Genomic DNA, 15,034 nt, shown 5'->3' with positions numbered 1-15,034 from the left:
TTCCGGTCGGGCGCTGCGTGGGTAGCCTAATCGCGGTCGCCGGCGCAGGCTGCGACGAATCGGCACGCACGGTCGACGCCGTCGAGCGACAAGAGTCGGCTGCGGGGTTGTGCGATGCCGCTGGTGCCGGCTGCGCCGAGTTCCCGGCAACGGACGCTGAGCCAGGCCCAGTCCAGGTCGAGATAGTCGGCCAGGTGCCGCAGGCGCAGGGCCGGTGTCGGTGCCGCGGTGACCGAGTGGTGGGCGGCGTGTCCGGCTGCGTCGGTGTATTCGCGCAGGGTGCCGTGGTTGTCGGTGACATCGACGTACCAGATCCCGTCGGCGCCGATCCAGGTCGCGGTGATGGCGGTGTTCTCGGGGTCCAGGACGAAGCCGGGAATGGCCGCCAGTTCGGCGGTGTCGGTGGTTGTCGTGGTGATGCCGTGCGATTCCATCAAGGCGACGGCCAGCAACAGTAGGGCGCGTTCGCCGGCTGGCGAAGAGATCACGGCGGCTTCGGGTACGCAGAACACTCGGGTCGCCCCGCCGCCGGTTGTGGCGGTTGCGCGTAGATAGTCGTGCTTGTGCGTAAACAGTAGCCAGGCCGCGGCCTGCTCCCCGCTTTGTTCCCGGGTCCAGAACAGAGGTGGGGAAGTTAGGTCGCTCGCGTGGCGCAGGATGTGATCGGCGCAGAACTGCGATCCGAGCCACATGAAGCTGGCCGGGCTGAGGTCGGCGGCGATGTCGCGGCTGGCGGCTGATCGGCGCAAGGCGATGTAGCTGGCGGCGTCGCGTAGGCCGGCGGCGAGAGCAGCGTCATCGGCCAGCAGCTCGGCGTCGAAGTTCGCGACGGCCCACAGCAGCGCGTAGGTCAGCTCGTCGAGCCGATACGCGGACGGCACGATGAGTCGGGCGTCGGGTGGTGCGCCCCGCAGCATCCGACGCGCGTGTCGGCTGTCGAGCAGGTAGGCGCCCGGGTCGTCGGCGAGTGTCTGGCCGACAACCAGGGCTCTGCCGGGTCGATGCAGGAACGGGTCGGCGGCGTACCCGGCGGGGATCTGGACGACGATCTTGTCGTTGTGTACGGCGGGATGCAGTTGTGCGGGTATCTCCAACCCCGGCAGAGCTCGCCCGGCCGGGGTTGCCAGCACGTGAGTCGTCGCATCTGCCGACAGCCGTCCTCCTTGGGTTTCGGTCAGCGCGATCTCCCAAGGCGCTCTGCGCAGGATCTCACCATCGAGCCGCTGATTGACAACCTGCTTCGGCACGGCGCCCGTGCTGGTCGGTACCCGATGCTGGGTCAGCAGAGCCAAGTTTTCCGCCGCGTGGCGCGTCAGGGACTGTCCGGCACCCGGCTGCTGCTCTCGACGATCGAAAAAGCCGAGATCTTGGTCCGTGGCGGCCTGCAGTGTCTGCCGGTATGCGTCGCGACGTGGTCGGCGCGGCCAGGTGACCTGGCCACGTTCGATCTTGCCGATGTCGTTGTCCGATATCCGGTAGGCGTCCGGGACGAGCTGGTTCACGGCGTCGGCGAGGGACTGTCTGCTGCCGAACAGCCGGATGCGTGCCTCCCGGAACCGCTCGTTCGGTACCGCGTCCGACTCGGGCATCGCCGTCTCTTCCTGCGCGCGGGGTAGGGGCTGCTACGAGCAAGGCATACGTATGGTGATGAGTGGCCTGCCAGACCCGCAAGCCGTCGGCCGGAGCAGGCCACACATCGGTGTGGTCGTTCCTGCTGGCGTCAGCGGTCGAAGTCGCCGTCCTTGGCTCCGCCGACCCAAGCGTCGAACTCTTCGTCGGTGAAGATCAGCGACCCGGCATCCGGACGCTTGGAGTTGCGTACCTCCACCCGGCCGCCGGCGAGGTAGCGAACTTCGACGCAATTGGATGCGGGGTTTGAACGCCGGGATTTGAACCACGTCCCCATCGGGCGCGAGACTGGCGTTGCTGCAGTGGGCTCCATGGCTATCTCCTTGTTAAGTGCTCCTGCTCCAAGGCAGTGAGGAGTTCGAGGGAATCGGCCGCGTTCAGTGCGTCTTGACATAGTTCGGATCGCAGGCTGGCGTAAACCTTCACCTGGTCATGCTCGGTGAGGATCATGTCGTCGATGTTGGTGTCGACGGTGACGATCTCGATGTCGTCGGGGTCGGTGTAGGTGTAGTACGAAAAGGCGGTGCGGGCCTGTTGGCGGGAGGTGAGGGCGGTATCAAGCGGGAGGACGCGGACGGTGACCGCCCGCAGGTTCAGCGCTGCGCCGATCAGGTGCTCCATCTGCCGGTGCATAATCTCGGCCGTGACCGAACGCCGAAGCAGCGCTATCTCGTCGATGACCACCTCATAGGGTGTAGCCGCGGCTCCTGACAAGATCGCCTGGCGGGTCGTTCTAGCCTCCAAGTCGCGGGCCGTCGAGAACCGGCGAGATCGTGCGGTGTGAGCGGCTTCGGCACGAGCCTTTGCGAAGTCCGGCGTCTGCAGAAGGCCGGGAACGATGAACGGCTGATACTCGAAGATCGTGGCGGCGCCGGCTTCCAGATCGGCGGTCTGTGCCTGTCGCGGGCCCATCTCGTCGTCATAGCGCTTCCACCAGCCCTGCGCTGCGGAACGTTCAGCCGCTCGCATGATCTTGGTGTGGCTAGCTGCCGCAACGTCGAGGGCATCCAGGATGAGGCGGATGGCCGCAGGATCGACTGGCCGATTGGCGGTCTCGATGTGACTGATCTTCTGCCGCTGAATACCGGTCTCCTGCGACAGCCTGTCAGTCGTGTAGCCAGCTTGTTTGCGCGCATCGAGGATCGCCGCGGCAAGCCAAAGCCGATTCACATACGGGCTGAAGTTCACAACGCGACCTTCCCTGCTTCGCCGCATTCGATTGCGCCGCTCGACGAGAAGCGGCAATGGCGGCATCGTAACCCACCGCCGAAACGCAGCCAGACCCTCAGAAGCGGACCTCCTTGACGTTTTCGCAGCTCAGAACGCATAATTCCCGCGCCGATTCCCTTTTAAATTCCCGTCGATTCCCATGAAACAGGGATTCCTCTCGCCTCGTGCAGAGGCGATTGTGGAGCAACACAGATTGGGCATCACCTCGAATTGCAGATACCGCGGTGCCGCGCCTCACACCGCACTGCTGGCCAGATGCCGAGACCGATGCACGACCGCCAGCCACAAGACGATGCGAGGAACCGATCATGGCTGAGATCGCCGCGAGCACCCGTCACGCCGGGATGCCCAGCACCACGGAAGCCCGGGTCGTTGATGGCCCGCAGCTGCTCGTCGGCGTCGCCGCCTACGACAGGGAGCTGGGGGCCTGCCGCCGCGGCGCTTGGCCGCCGAGCGAATCCGCGCGTTGGTCCAGCCGGGCAGGCGTACCCGCTCCTGTTCCTGGCGCGAGGACGGTGTCTCGCTGATGTGGACAACCCGAGATGCGACCTACTGGGACATCCGGCCCCTGGCGGGTGTGCTTGCGGCCGCCGCGCTGCCCACGATGTTGGGCCGTTGGCTGGAGGCGGAGCCGGTAGCCCGCGGCCGCCAGCTGTTCCATCATCATGTTGCCCGGACGGCGGAGGCGATCCAGTACGGTGCAGCACGAATCGTTGAGAACGGCGATCAGGTGATCGCTGCAGCGCTGTGGCTGCCCTGTGCGGCTCCCTGCTCCGCCCGCGCGGTGACCGCACATGATGGCGGCGCGTTCGCCGCCAAGCTCGGCGAGCTCGATGCCGCATCCAGGCAGGCGCACGAAGGCCAGCCACATCGGCGGCTGGCCGGACTGGGGGTTCTGCCGCGTTGGCAGCGGCACGGTATCGCCAGCGTGCTGCTCACCGAAGACCTGGCGGGTGTTGCAGAGCCGGCGCGCTGTTTGCTCGCGGCCGATGATGCCGTCACGGCCGTGGCCTTAAGGTGCGGATATCGTCCGTACGGCGATCCGGCTCTTCTTGGCCGTGGATCGGCAACCGTCCAGCCGATGCTACGCACAGCCGACTGCGATGCCGTACGTGTTTACGTGCATGCCTTCGCAGGGAAGGGCCATGCGAGTTTCGCCGGTAGTGACACCGCCGGCTCCGTCAGCACGGCGTGCAGGCCGGTACAGGAGGCACGGTGAACGCCGCTGCGCCACCGGCGGGCCGCACCGCCCGCATCGATCGCCGACGCACGCCAGCAGTAGCCAGCCCGCGTTCCCGGAACGTACCCAGCGGCGGGACGGTCCTGGCATGAACCTCGACCATGGGTCCGCAGCCCCGCCGGATCACCGTCCGCCGACCGTCAAGATCGACGTGCCGCATTCCGCCCGGATCTACGACTACTGGCTGGGTGGCAAGGACAACTTCGCCGTCGACCGCGAAGTCGGCGAGGCGATGATCGCGGCGATTCCCGGCATGCGTTACATGGCCGGCGAGAACCGCAAGTTCGTCCACCGGGTAGTGCGTCACCTGGCGGGTGCGGGAATCCGGCAATTCCTGGACATCGGCACCGGCATCCCGACGGAGCCGAACCTCCATCAGGTCGCGCAGCAGATCGATCGGCAGGCACGAGTCGTGTACGTCGACAACGACCCGCTCGTGCTCGTGCACGCTCGTGCTCTGATGGTCAGCACCGCCGAGGGGCGTTGCGAGTATCTTGCCGCTGACCTGCGCGAATCAAAGTCGATCCTCGACAGCCCGGTGGTGAAAGAAACCCTTGACCTGACCGAGCCGATCGGGCTGACCCTGATCGCCGTGCTGATGCTGCTCGCTGATGCCGAGGATCCCTGGACCCGGGTCGCCGAGCTACGTGACGGGGCTCCCTCCGGCAGCTTCCTGGCGATCACCCACCCGACCGCGGACTTCAACGCGGCCGAGGTCGACGCGGCGGTGGCGGCGGCCACGGGTGCCGGGATGACGCTGGTCGCCCGCCCCCGGCAGGACGTGGCCCGGTTCTTCGGGGAATGGGAACTCGTGGAGCCGGGCCTGGTGCCCGTATCGGCATGGCAGCCCGACGGTCCTGTCGATGAGCCGCAAGCCGCGTACTACTGGGCCGGCCTTGCCCGCAAACCATGACGCACACCTAGAGCCACCCTCGTGGGCGGCGCGCAACGAGAAGGAGGAGACGATGAGCGAGCTGCCGGCCGGCACACCGGCCAGCACGTCAGGCGAGCGCCGGCACTACCCACCGGGGGTGGTTTTCCACGCGCCGCACTGCCTCGAGGGAGGTAACCGTCCGGCAATCCCCATCGAAAGCGCATTCACGACGTTTCCCACGCGTGAGCTGCACTTCTGCTTCGGCGGGATGGTCCCCGAAGGGTTGCTGGACGTCCTCGGTATCGCGGAGATCATGCCGTACATCGTGGTGGAACCCATCGCTTTCGGGGATCACCTGTACCGGCCGTCGAGCGTGAAACCGGCCGATTCCCTCGACTACCTGTGTGCTGTCTGCCGGGGAACTCACGGCGACGAAGTGGAAACACTGCTGCACGCGCTCGCGACGCCCTCACCCGGCCGGTAGCAACCAGCCGCTCGCGGGATGTCGACGATAGGCATCGACCGGTTGCCGGCCTCGGCGCGAGATCCGGGGCCAGGGGCCATCGGCGAAAGTCCCGTCACCGCACCGGCCTGATCGAGCCGAGAGCACGGCCCGCAGCCCGCCGAGTCGGCGAGCGGCCGACAACGCCGCACCAAGACCTTGTTCATCGCAAGCCTGCGTGGTGGAGCTGGTTCAGCCTTACCGGGCAGGTAGGAGACGGGGAAAGACCATGCCGACCCAGACCGCCGTCACTTACCCCACCCAGGCACGCCCGGACGCCCACGGCACGGGGAAGGGCAAAGCCAAGCCGAATCAGAAGCTGGTGGGGCGGCTGCTGCGCATGGCCTCCGCGACCGAAAGGCTTCCGGACGGCCGGGCCGCGCGCATCCAGCGGCCGGAAGTCGTCGCTGCCGTCAACAAGATCATGCCCGGGCTGTTCCCAGGCGTGGACCTCGCGGTGGTCAACGGCGGTTTCCTCGACGAACGCGAGCTCGGCCGTTACGAACGCGGCGAGGTCTTCTGGCCATCGAGGTACCGACGTGCCGCCTTCCGCGCGTTCTTCAACGTCGCGTCCGACGCCGATCTGGGGTTCTATCGTGCGCGAGTGTTGGAACCGGTACTGGATGATGACGAACAAGCCGACGGAGTAACTCCAAGCGAGCAGCCCGGCGATCGATCATCCTCCGCCCGTAGCCACGACGCACTACTCAGCGGCCAACCCGGGCCCGCCCAGAACAGTGACACCCGCGGCGGCGACACCAGCCAGCTACGGCGCATCCCACCGCCGCGGACCGGCCCAGCAACGACCGCAGTCGCCGGCGGCGGTACGGCGGCAGGCGACATGATTGGCGGGCGGCCGCAGCCACGACCGTGGAGGCCAAACAGGCTGGACGTGAGCAAACCGCATTCTGCGCGTCGATACGACTACTGGCTCGGCGGCAAGGACAACTTCCCCGCCGACCGGGAATCCGGCGACGCGATCGAGCAGCGTTTCCCGTGGGTGAGGACCGCCGCGCTGGCGAACCGCGCCTTCCTGGGCCGGGCGGTCCGCGCGGTCGCCCAGGCCGGTGTGCGACAGTTCCTGGACATCGGGACCGGAATGCCGGCTCCCGGCAACACCCACGAGATCGCGCAGCGGATCACGCCCGACGCCCGGGTGCTCTACGTCGACAACGACCCGATCGTCGGAACGCACTCGCGAGCCTTGACCGTCGGCAACCCGGCAGGGCGCATTGGCTATCTTGAGGCGGACCTGGGCCGTCCCGAGCAGATCCTGCAACACCCGGACTTGCCGGCCATCCTCAACCTGCGCGAACCGCTGGGCATCGTGCTGGCAGCGGTGCTGCACTACGTCCCCGACCTGGCCGAGGCGCAGCGGGCCGTGCGTGCCCTGCTGGACGCCGCCGCCCCGGGCAGCTTCCTGATCATCTCGCATGGCACACACGACTTCATGTGCGCCGAAGACGCCGCCGCATACGAGACGATGTACGCCGCGGGCGACATCGACGTCCGCACCCGCACGAGAAATCAGATCGCGACCTTCGTCGCCAGCCTGCAGATTGTGGAGCCAGGGCTCGTCGCCGTCAGCGACTGGCGCCCGGACGACGAGCTGGCCAAGGGGCCCACGGCTGGGCACGTGGGCCTCTACGGCGTGGTCGGGCACCTTGGGCCACGATCCACGCCGTAGCGACGAACGGGCTTACAGCACGGAAAGGCACAATTCCGTCGCTCTTATCGGCGTCTCAAATAGCGTCGCCGTAAGTGCCTCTCCCGGCGACAAAAGGCTCCTGCGCGAATGGCGGCATCTCTTGGACTCCCGTACCACCTCCACCTTCCGGTGAGTCAGTCGCATGCCGACACGTTCCGCGCTTTCGTATGGCGCCGGCGCCAGAGGAAAGCCTGAGTGGGCCGGAACTCGAACCGGCGGTCAATCTTGGACACGCTGGCGCGCGGAAGGTGCCGCCGCGCAGCTAAGCGAGCGGATTCCCCATGCGGGGTGAAGTCACCTCTGAAAGCGTTTCGGTTCCGTTACCTCCCTGCTTGAAGCTATATGGATGTTGATCTGGCATCGCGGATGCACATCGCTCTGGTATTTCCTCCAGTCGATGCACCTGTGATCCTTAAATGCGCTTGGTAGATGTCAGTGCCCAATTATCGGTGAAATTGCTGATGGGCTCCAAGCGAGATGGTGGACCTTGTGCCTGCGCTTCGGGGGCCGATGCACCTCATCGGTCAAGGGCGCCGACAGGGGACACCCGAAGCCCGCATTGTCAGACCGGCACCGCTTCTCATTGAGAGGTTCCTCGTGTTTCCCTACTGCGGCGAAGCGCTCTTACCGCGCCGTACCGCCGTATGTCCCGGAAGCGCTGGACCGAAAAGGCCCTGGTGGGCGATGCAGCCCCGGCTAAACGTCGCCGGTCTCGAGGCGCCGACAGCACAGGATGCACCCGCCCGCCCTCGCCTGGACGGGCCGCCGCAATCATCACCGCTGCCCTCACGGCACACGGTGCGTCACTGCAATACCGGCCCCCGGGCCTGTTCATGCTCCGGCTCCTTCGGAGAGCCGGCCCAGAGGTGCGGGCACGCCGATTCACTGGTGCCGCGGTTGGCGGCGTGCCCGCCCGCCTCTGCCATGTCGCCCCGGCGTCGGGGGCACCGCCTGTCGCCAGGTCGATGGCATATCCCGGTTCGCTGCCGTTTCTGCATCTATGGGGAGAGATTCGTCATGTCGTCAGTGCAGCCGCAACGGCTCGCCGACTGTCTGTGGCTTGCGGCGCACGACAGCCTCGACGGCAAACCACGCGTCGGCGAGTGGTCACTCGGGGTCGGCCTAGCCACGGCGTTGCTCGGCGAACTCGTTCACTACGGCTGCCTGGAGATTCGTGACGGCGAGCTGTTCCGCATCGACGGCGCCGGTACCGACGATCCCGCGCTGCGGCCCCTGCTCGACAAAATGGCGGCGGAGGAGTCCACCTGGCCGCCGGCCGCTGCCCAGCCGATACCCCCGCGTCCCCGCGCACCGACCGACTCTCACCAAGGGTGGCGCCAGCCGCACCCGGGCGGAGACTGGCCGACGCAGGCCTTCGAAAGTCCCGTCTGGGCTCCGCACCCCGATGGTTCCCCGCAACGGGCGTACCCACCCGACGACGGCTATCGCATCGCGCAGCAGCCCGAGCAGAACCGACACCGCAGACGTGGTCACGATCTACGTCAGTGGATGTCGTACCTGTCTTACGACCGGCGCGCCGAGATCCGCGTTGTCGACCGGCTCTCCCGCACCGGACTGGCCCAACGGCACGAACACCGCCGACTGTTTCGAGAGTCAACCGTGCGATATGTCCCGCGTGACTCCGTCATGGCGGGAACGCCGGCAAGCCGCGTGCGCATCGCCGTGCAGAGCGGCCGTGGTCTCGACCGGATGCAGCTACTGCTGGCCGGATTGTTCCTGGCCACCGGCTTACACCACCACGCGCTGGAGACCCTGTCCCCGCTGGAACGCGCCCAACTGGCCGATGAGCTGAAGACCGGCCTCGACGACATGTCCCGGGAATTGCTGCGCGCCGCCGATGCCGCCATCGGGGAGGCCGCCATGCGCTGACCCGCCACCCCACCCGCCCGTCAACCAATCCCTTGTCGCAGGAGGACTCTCCGGTGCGTGCATCACCGTTCCCGATCCGCGAAGCGAGCGTGGCGAACGCCCTCGCCGCCAACCGGCTCGGCCCGTTCGCGATCGGCTCCGCCATCGCCTCGTCCGTAGCGCCGCTGACCGTCGTCACCCTGGTCGTGCCCCTCGCGGCTGCCGCGACCGGTCTCATCGGCTTCCCCATCGCGATCCTTATGGTCGCTGCCATCCTCATGCTCTACGCCGTCGGCTACCTCGCGATGGCCCGCCACATCCCCAACGCCGGCGCGTTCTACGCCTACGTCGCCCACGGCCTCGGCCGACCCGCCGGCGTCGGCACCTCCTGGTTCGCCCTGGCCACCTACAACAGCTTCCAGCTCTGCTGCTACGGCGCATTCTCCGCCGCCATCGGCGCCCCGTTGTTGTCGGACTGGCTCGGCTTCGACGTGCCCTGGCTCATCCCCGCCCTGCTCGCCTGGGCCCTGGTGGCGTTCCTCGGCGCGAACGAGATCAAGGTCTCCGGCTACGTCCTGGTCTTCCTCGTCGTCGCCGAAACGATTCTGGTCGCGCTCTACAGCCTCGCCATCATGCTCAGCGACGGGTTCAGGTTCAACGGTGCGGCGATGTCGGTCGGCGACCTGTCCGGGCCGATGCTCGGCGTGCTGGTCATCCTCGGCGCGACCTCGTTCGCCGGCATCGAGCAGTCGGTGGTCTACATCGAGGAGTCGAAGAACCCCAAGCGCACCATCCCGGTCGCCACCTACGTCACCATCGCCACGATCGCCGCCGTCTACTGGCTCGGCTCCTGGGTGCAGATCTCCGCCGGTGGGCCGCAGATCCTCGACCGCGCGGCTACCGAGGCTGACAACCTGTTCTTCAACCAGGCCGCGGTGGTACTCGGGCAGAGTTCAGTGACGCTGGGCAAGATCCTGCTCGGCACCGGCACGCTCGCCGCAGCGATCGCGTTCCACCAGGCCATCGCCCGCTACGTCTTCGCCCTCGGCCGTGAAGGTGTCCTGCCGCGGGTGTTCGGCCGCACCACGATCAAGGGCGCCCCGCGCAACGCGTCACTGGCCCAGACCGTACTCGCACTGATCGTGCTTATCGCCTACGCGGTCGCCGGCTGGGATCCGCTCGTCCAGCTCTTCTACTGGGGCTCCACCGCAGGCGGCTTCGGCATCCTGCTCCTCTACACGCTGACCAGCATCTCCGTCGTCGCGTACTTCGCCAAGAACACCCACGGCGAGAACCTGTGGCAACGGGCGATCGCCCCTCTGATCGGCACCGCGGTGCTCCTCGTCGTTTCCTGGCTCGCGATCGACAACCTGCCCGGCCTGTTCGGCGTCGACCCCGGCACCGGCCCGGCCCGCGTCGTCCCGATCACCCTGCTGCTCGTCTTCATCGGCGGCACCTTCTGGGGACTGGGCCTCAAGTACGCCAACCCGCAGGTCTACGAGGGCATCGGCCGCGGCACCCGCAGCGCCACCGCCAGCGCCTCCGGCCTGTCCACCATTCTCTAATACTGCAACGGCACTCGGCTAGCGGAACGTATCGATGATCGGCTCGTTGCCTGTTGTGTGACGGCGATCGAGGTTGATCAGTGGTCGGGTGAGCTGGACCGGTTGTATGCCCGGTTCTCGGGCCGGTTCACCAGGTCAGAGCCGCGGCGGCGGGCTCGGCAGTATCTGTCCGGGCTGGTCGCGGGCCTGGATCGTAAGAACGGCTGGACGCTGGCGGAGCGGGCCGGTGATCTGTCGCCGGACGGGATGCAGCGGTTGTTGCGGTGGGCCGATTGGGACGTCGACGCGGTTCGTGACGAGGTCCGGGACTACGTCGTCGAGCATCTCGGTGATCCGGCAGGTGTGCTGATCATCGATGACACCGGCTTCCTGAAGAAGGGTGTGAAGTCCGCCGGTGTTCAGCGGCAGTACTCCGGCACCGCCGGGCGGATCGAGAACTGCCAGATCGGTGTCTTCCTGGCCTACCGCTCGACGCGCGGGCACGCGCTGATCGACCGGCAGTTGTATCTGCCGGCCTCGTGGACCGGTGATCGGGGCCGGTGCCGGGCTGCGGGGATCCCGGACGAGGTCGGCTTCGTCACGAAGATCGAGATGGCCCGGCAGATGCTCGAAAGAGCGTTCGCGGCCGGGGTGCCGGCCGCGTGGGTGACGATGGACGAGGTCTACGGGCAGGCCAGATCGTTGCGGACCTGGCTGGAGGATCACGACCGGGCTTATGTGGTCGCGACCCGATGCAACGACGAGGTGGCCACCACGAGCAGGGGCCGGGTCCGTGTCGACGAGCTGATCGCCGGCCTACCCGGACGGGCCTGGTCGAGGGTTTCCACGGGCGCTGGTGCTCATGGGCCGCGGGAGTACTGGTGGGCACGGGTGCCGATCGGCGTGTCCTGGCGGCCTGGCCGCGGGCATTGGCTCCTGGCCCGGCGCAACATCAGTACCGGCGAGCTGGCCTATTACGTCTGCTACGGCCCGCGGAAGACCCGACTGATGGATCTTGCTCGGATCGCCGGGACCCGCTGGGCGATCGAGGAATGCTTCCAGCAGGCCAAAGGCCAGGCCGGTCTCGATGAGTATCAGGTCCGTGACTGGCGGGCCTGGCACGCCCACATCACCTTGTCGATGGCCGCCTACGCCTGGCTCGTCGTCGCCCGAACGTTGACCGCGCAACAGCAAACGACAGCGAGGACGGCATGATGATCGGCTACACGGTACCGGAGATCCGGCGCCTGCTGGCCGCACTACTCGTCCGCCCCCACCAGCCCGAACACGTCTGGTGGTGGTCACGGTGGCGACGACGCCGCCAACACCAAGCCCGCCTCAGCCACTACAAACGCCGCGGCTACCCATTCCGATGAAGTGCCGTTGCAGTACTAACCGAAAGGCACCGATCATGAGCGCACTGCGTATCGCCGGCCCCGCCGATGTCGACACCGTCGCCGACATCATCGCGGCCTCCTTCCAGCACATGCCCGTCATCCACTACCTCGTCCCCGACGACCAGCGGCGCCTGCCGGTTTCCCGGGCCTGGTACCGGCTCTACATCGAGCACGCCATCGGCGGCGCCGGGCAGGTCGTCATGACCGAAGACGCCACCGCCGCCGCCGTCTGGTTCGACCGCACCGGCGAGGTCACCGAGCCAGAGAACTACGCCAAGCACCTGGCCGACCTGGCCGGCGACGACTTGCCCCGCTTCGAGCACCTCGACCACCAGATGGACTCAAGCCACCCCCGCGACCCGCACTTCCACCTGCTGTTCCTCGCCGTGCTCCCCGACAGGTGGGGCCAGGGCCTGGGCGGCGCACTGATGGACCACACCCATAACCAGCTCGACGCGGATGGCATCCCCGCGTATCTCGAAGCCACGAGCCCGGACAACCAGCGGCTCTACCACCGCCACGGCTACACCGACATGACCCCGCCGACCATCGCCGTCGACGGCGACACGGTCCTTTATCGCATGTGGCGGCCGGTCGCCAACGGCTAACACGCCACCCCGGTCCCGCCTGCCGGGGTACACCGTCAGGCGGCTTCCTCGCCGAGATCTCCTCGGCTGAGTTCCGCTGCTCATCATCGCCACTGACCACACCGACAGCCCCGGCCAACCACCACTCCAGTAACAGCAAAGCCCGTGCTGGACGCCTCCGAGCGGAGACCGTTCGGCGCACCGACGACCGCCAAGCGGGACCTCACTCCGCCCGTTGTCCCAGCGTTGCGCGGTCACGGCAGCCGACCCGACGTGCTGCCGGGGCGGTGCGCTCATGTCCCTTGCCCCCAAGGCCGGAGCGCACCGCCCACCCCAGCCATCGGCAACTCAACCCGAATCGGGAGCACACCACCCGCCCCGCCATGCCATACCGGGAGCCCACGATGCCCGAGCCCGCCCGCGCGACCACCACTGAGGCACAGCGCCCCGGTAAGCCCCGCCGAGTCTCTACCCCGGTCACCGGCCAAGCCCGCGACGACCTGCGCCAGCAAGCCGTGCAGCTCTACCAGCCCGCACCCGGCGCGGGACGCCGCCTGTCGATCCGCGCCATCGCTGCACAGTTCGACCGTTCATACGGGTTCGTCTGGAACCTGCTCGAGGAAGCCGGTGTGACACGCCGACCCGCCAACGGCCGCACCGCCCGGCTCACCGGCCCCCACCCGTGAACCTCGATCACCGCACCCAGTCACCTCCGACCCCAACGGCCTACACCCCGCGCTCAGATCGCTGTACCCGCTCAACTAGGCACCGGCCCGCGGCCGTCAACGTCCCGCCGAGAAAGGACCGTCGTGGCACCGAAACGCCGATCATCGCTCCCACCTCATGCCGAACCCGTCACCGACGGCTCGGCGGCGGTCAACGCCGCGCCCGCTGCCGGCGAGGTCGGCGACCTGTCGGAGGCCGTCATGACCGCGCTGCTCCTGAGCACCACCGGGCGTCCTACTGAAGCTGCCACCACACTGCGCCCGTACGTCACCACCGCCGACTTGACGCAGGTTCTCGCCGAGCCTGAACTCATCGACGCCTGCACGCTGTTCGCCACACTCGCCACCGGCACCGACCAGATGCGGGCCGCGCACCACGCCTACCACGCCAGCCACGTCCTCTACCCGTGCGGACACCCGCGACGGCTCGCCGCCGCCGACGCGTACGGCGCCACGCTGCACCAGCACGGCCTGCTCACCGACGCGATCGACGTGCGCCGCCGCGTACTCGCCGGATACCGCATCCATCAGCCGCAACGCGCGCTCACCGCCGCCATCGACCTCGCTACCAGCCTGCACGCCACTGGCCGATGCACCGACGCCCTGAACACCCTCGTCGGCGCCTGGCACACCTGGCACTACCACCCGCACCCTGATGCCAGCACCGGCACGGCTGTCCTGGCGGCGTTCATGAGGATGCTGCGTGCCTGCAGGCAGGACCTGCACCTGCTCGCCCTGCTGGCCCAAGCCCGCGACACCACAGCCTGGGACGACCTCGTCGCCTCGTACACCGCACAGACCGCCGCGGATGACACCGCCTACATCGACACCCACCGCACCACCGTCTGCACCCACAAGCACCAGCCCCTGACGGCCACATCGTCCGGGAGCCCTTCGGAAGGCCGAGCCTTGCCGACGCCGGCCAGGCTCCTACCCACACCACCCGCCCGCACGCCGCCCCCCACACCTGTCATCAACGGCCACGACGCCCAACGCCGCCATCCGCTGACCGGCTACCGCGTCGGCGACATCGCCGGTGCGATCAGCCGGATGCTCACCGAACCCGATGCTGCGGTCATGCTCGCCGCCGACCGCATGCCGCAGCCGGACGACAGCGCGGTCCGGCAGCAGCTCACTGACACGATTGCCGCGTACCTGGCCCACCGACGCGCCCGCCGAGCCGCACTACGCACAACTGCGGTCCTGCTACCCGTGATCGCGGTTGCGGTCCTCATTCACCTTCTCACTTGACGGTCGCGGTTAACCGTCTTCGCCACCGCTCGGCGGCACCTTCTCCTCACGGTTCAGGAGGAACCGATGGGTTCACGACAGCGCAGCACGACGAACTCCGAACCAGGCCGCACGCCCCGGCGCAACATGTCGAAGCCGCAGCAGGCCGAGGCTGGTGCCGCGATGGCCAAGCGGTACCGCGAGGACGACAAACCGTCCACCAAGCAGATCGCCAGCGAGTTTGGAGTCTCGTACGGCACCGCCTACCGCCTGATGAAAGCGGCCGGCGTCGAATTCCGCCCGCACGGCGGCGTCCGACACCGCCAGCCTCGGACCGCCCGGGCCAGGACGGGAGCAGCAGGTGCTCGTGATTCGAGTCAGACGGGAATCGGGAGCATGACCGGGTCGCCAGCCCACGCAGCGCTGGAAACCACCGGGCCATGACCAGCGCCCAAGCCACGAATCGTGCCTGCCCCGGCACGGGGGAACCGGGGCAGGC

The 15,034-nt window shown here is 67.7% G+C and carries 14 protein-coding genes; 11 read left to right on the top strand and 3 right to left on the bottom strand.

All coding sequences use genetic code 11. The features are described from left to right. Window positions 1-26 precede the first annotated feature (26 nt). The 3 genes from OHA21_RS38585 to OHA21_RS38575 all read right to left on the bottom strand — a co-directional run bounded on the left by OHA21_RS38585 (window position 27) and on the right by OHA21_RS38575 (window position 2,874). Window positions 27-1,589, bottom strand: a complete 1,563-nt coding sequence (locus tag OHA21_RS38585; RefSeq protein WP_328463680.1) for a hypothetical protein — start codon at window positions 1,587-1,589, stop codon at window positions 27-29. A 131-nt stretch (window positions 1,590-1,720) separates the two neighbouring features. Then, window positions 1,721-1,942 carry a DUF397 domain-containing protein gene (locus OHA21_RS38580; RefSeq protein WP_229070853.1) on the bottom strand — a complete coding sequence of 74 codons (222 nt, stop codon included), beginning with the start codon at window positions 1,940-1,942 and terminating at the stop codon, window positions 1,721-1,723. Window positions 1,943-1,944: 2 nt separating this feature from the next. Beyond that, window positions 1,945-2,874, bottom strand: a complete 930-nt coding sequence (locus tag OHA21_RS38575; protein WP_328463674.1) for a helix-turn-helix domain-containing protein — start codon at window positions 2,872-2,874, stop codon at window positions 1,945-1,947. Between the two features lie 511 nt (window positions 2,875-3,385). Between OHA21_RS38575 and OHA21_RS38570 the strand changes: the two genes are divergently transcribed. The 11 genes from OHA21_RS38570 (at window position 3,386) to OHA21_RS38520 (ending at window position 14,979) form a co-directional block, all read left to right on the top strand. Beyond that, complete coding sequence (locus tag OHA21_RS38570) at window positions 3,386-4,078, top strand: hypothetical protein (protein ID WP_328463672.1); 693 nt, start codon at window positions 3,386-3,388, stop codon at window positions 4,076-4,078. Between the two features lie 109 nt (window positions 4,079-4,187). Next, complete coding sequence (locus OHA21_RS38565) at window positions 4,188-5,012, top strand: SAM-dependent methyltransferase (protein ID WP_328463671.1); 825 nt, start codon at window positions 4,188-4,190, stop codon at window positions 5,010-5,012. Window positions 5,013-5,064: 52 nt separating this feature from the next. Then, on the top strand, window positions 5,065-5,457 hold the full coding sequence (locus OHA21_RS38560) for a hypothetical protein (protein WP_328463669.1): 393 nt from the start codon (window positions 5,065-5,067) through the stop codon (window positions 5,455-5,457). 247 nt (window positions 5,458-5,704) lie between these two features. Continuing rightward, window positions 5,705-7,162: an SAM-dependent methyltransferase gene (locus OHA21_RS38555; protein ID WP_328463668.1), complete on the top strand. Its 1,458-nt coding sequence runs from the start codon at window positions 5,705-5,707 to the stop codon at window positions 7,160-7,162. Between the two features lie 1,038 nt (window positions 7,163-8,200). Beyond that, on the top strand, window positions 8,201-9,073 hold the full coding sequence (locus OHA21_RS38550) for a GOLPH3/VPS74 family protein (protein WP_328463667.1): 873 nt from the start codon (window positions 8,201-8,203) through the stop codon (window positions 9,071-9,073). A 53-nt stretch (window positions 9,074-9,126) separates the two neighbouring features. Next, window positions 9,127-10,617 carry an APC family permease gene (locus OHA21_RS38545; RefSeq protein ID WP_328463666.1) on the top strand — a complete coding sequence of 497 codons (1,491 nt, stop codon included), beginning with the start codon at window positions 9,127-9,129 and terminating at the stop codon, window positions 10,615-10,617. Between the two features lie 66 nt (window positions 10,618-10,683). Then, entirely contained in the window at window positions 10,684-11,811 is a 1,128-nt protein-coding gene (locus OHA21_RS38540) for an IS701 family transposase (RefSeq protein ID WP_328478805.1), read from the top strand. A 196-nt stretch (window positions 11,812-12,007) separates the two neighbouring features. Next, on the top strand, window positions 12,008-12,601 hold the full coding sequence (locus tag OHA21_RS38535; RefSeq protein ID WP_328463664.1) for a GNAT family N-acetyltransferase: 594 nt from the start codon (window positions 12,008-12,010) through the stop codon (window positions 12,599-12,601). Between the two features lie 383 nt (window positions 12,602-12,984). After that, entirely contained in the window at window positions 12,985-13,266 is a 282-nt protein-coding gene (locus OHA21_RS38530; RefSeq protein ID WP_328463662.1) for a helix-turn-helix domain-containing protein, read from the top strand. Between the two features lie 123 nt (window positions 13,267-13,389). Beyond that, window positions 13,390-14,556 (top strand): hypothetical protein, encoded by a 1,167-nt coding sequence (locus tag OHA21_RS38525; RefSeq protein ID WP_328463660.1) that lies wholly within the window; start codon window positions 13,390-13,392, stop codon window positions 14,554-14,556. A gap of 66 nt (window positions 14,557-14,622) precedes the next feature. Then, on the top strand, window positions 14,623-14,979 hold the full coding sequence (locus OHA21_RS38520) for a helix-turn-helix domain-containing protein (RefSeq protein ID WP_328463658.1): 357 nt from the start codon (window positions 14,623-14,625) through the stop codon (window positions 14,977-14,979). Window positions 14,980-15,034: the final 55 nt, after the last annotated feature.

Source organism: Actinoplanes sp. NBC_00393 (genome assembly GCF_036053395.1).
GTDB lineage: Bacteria > Actinomycetota > Actinomycetes > Mycobacteriales > Micromonosporaceae > Actinoplanes.
The sequence above is the reverse complement of the archived record's forward strand: the minus strand, read 5'-3'. Positions and strand labels throughout refer to the sequence as shown.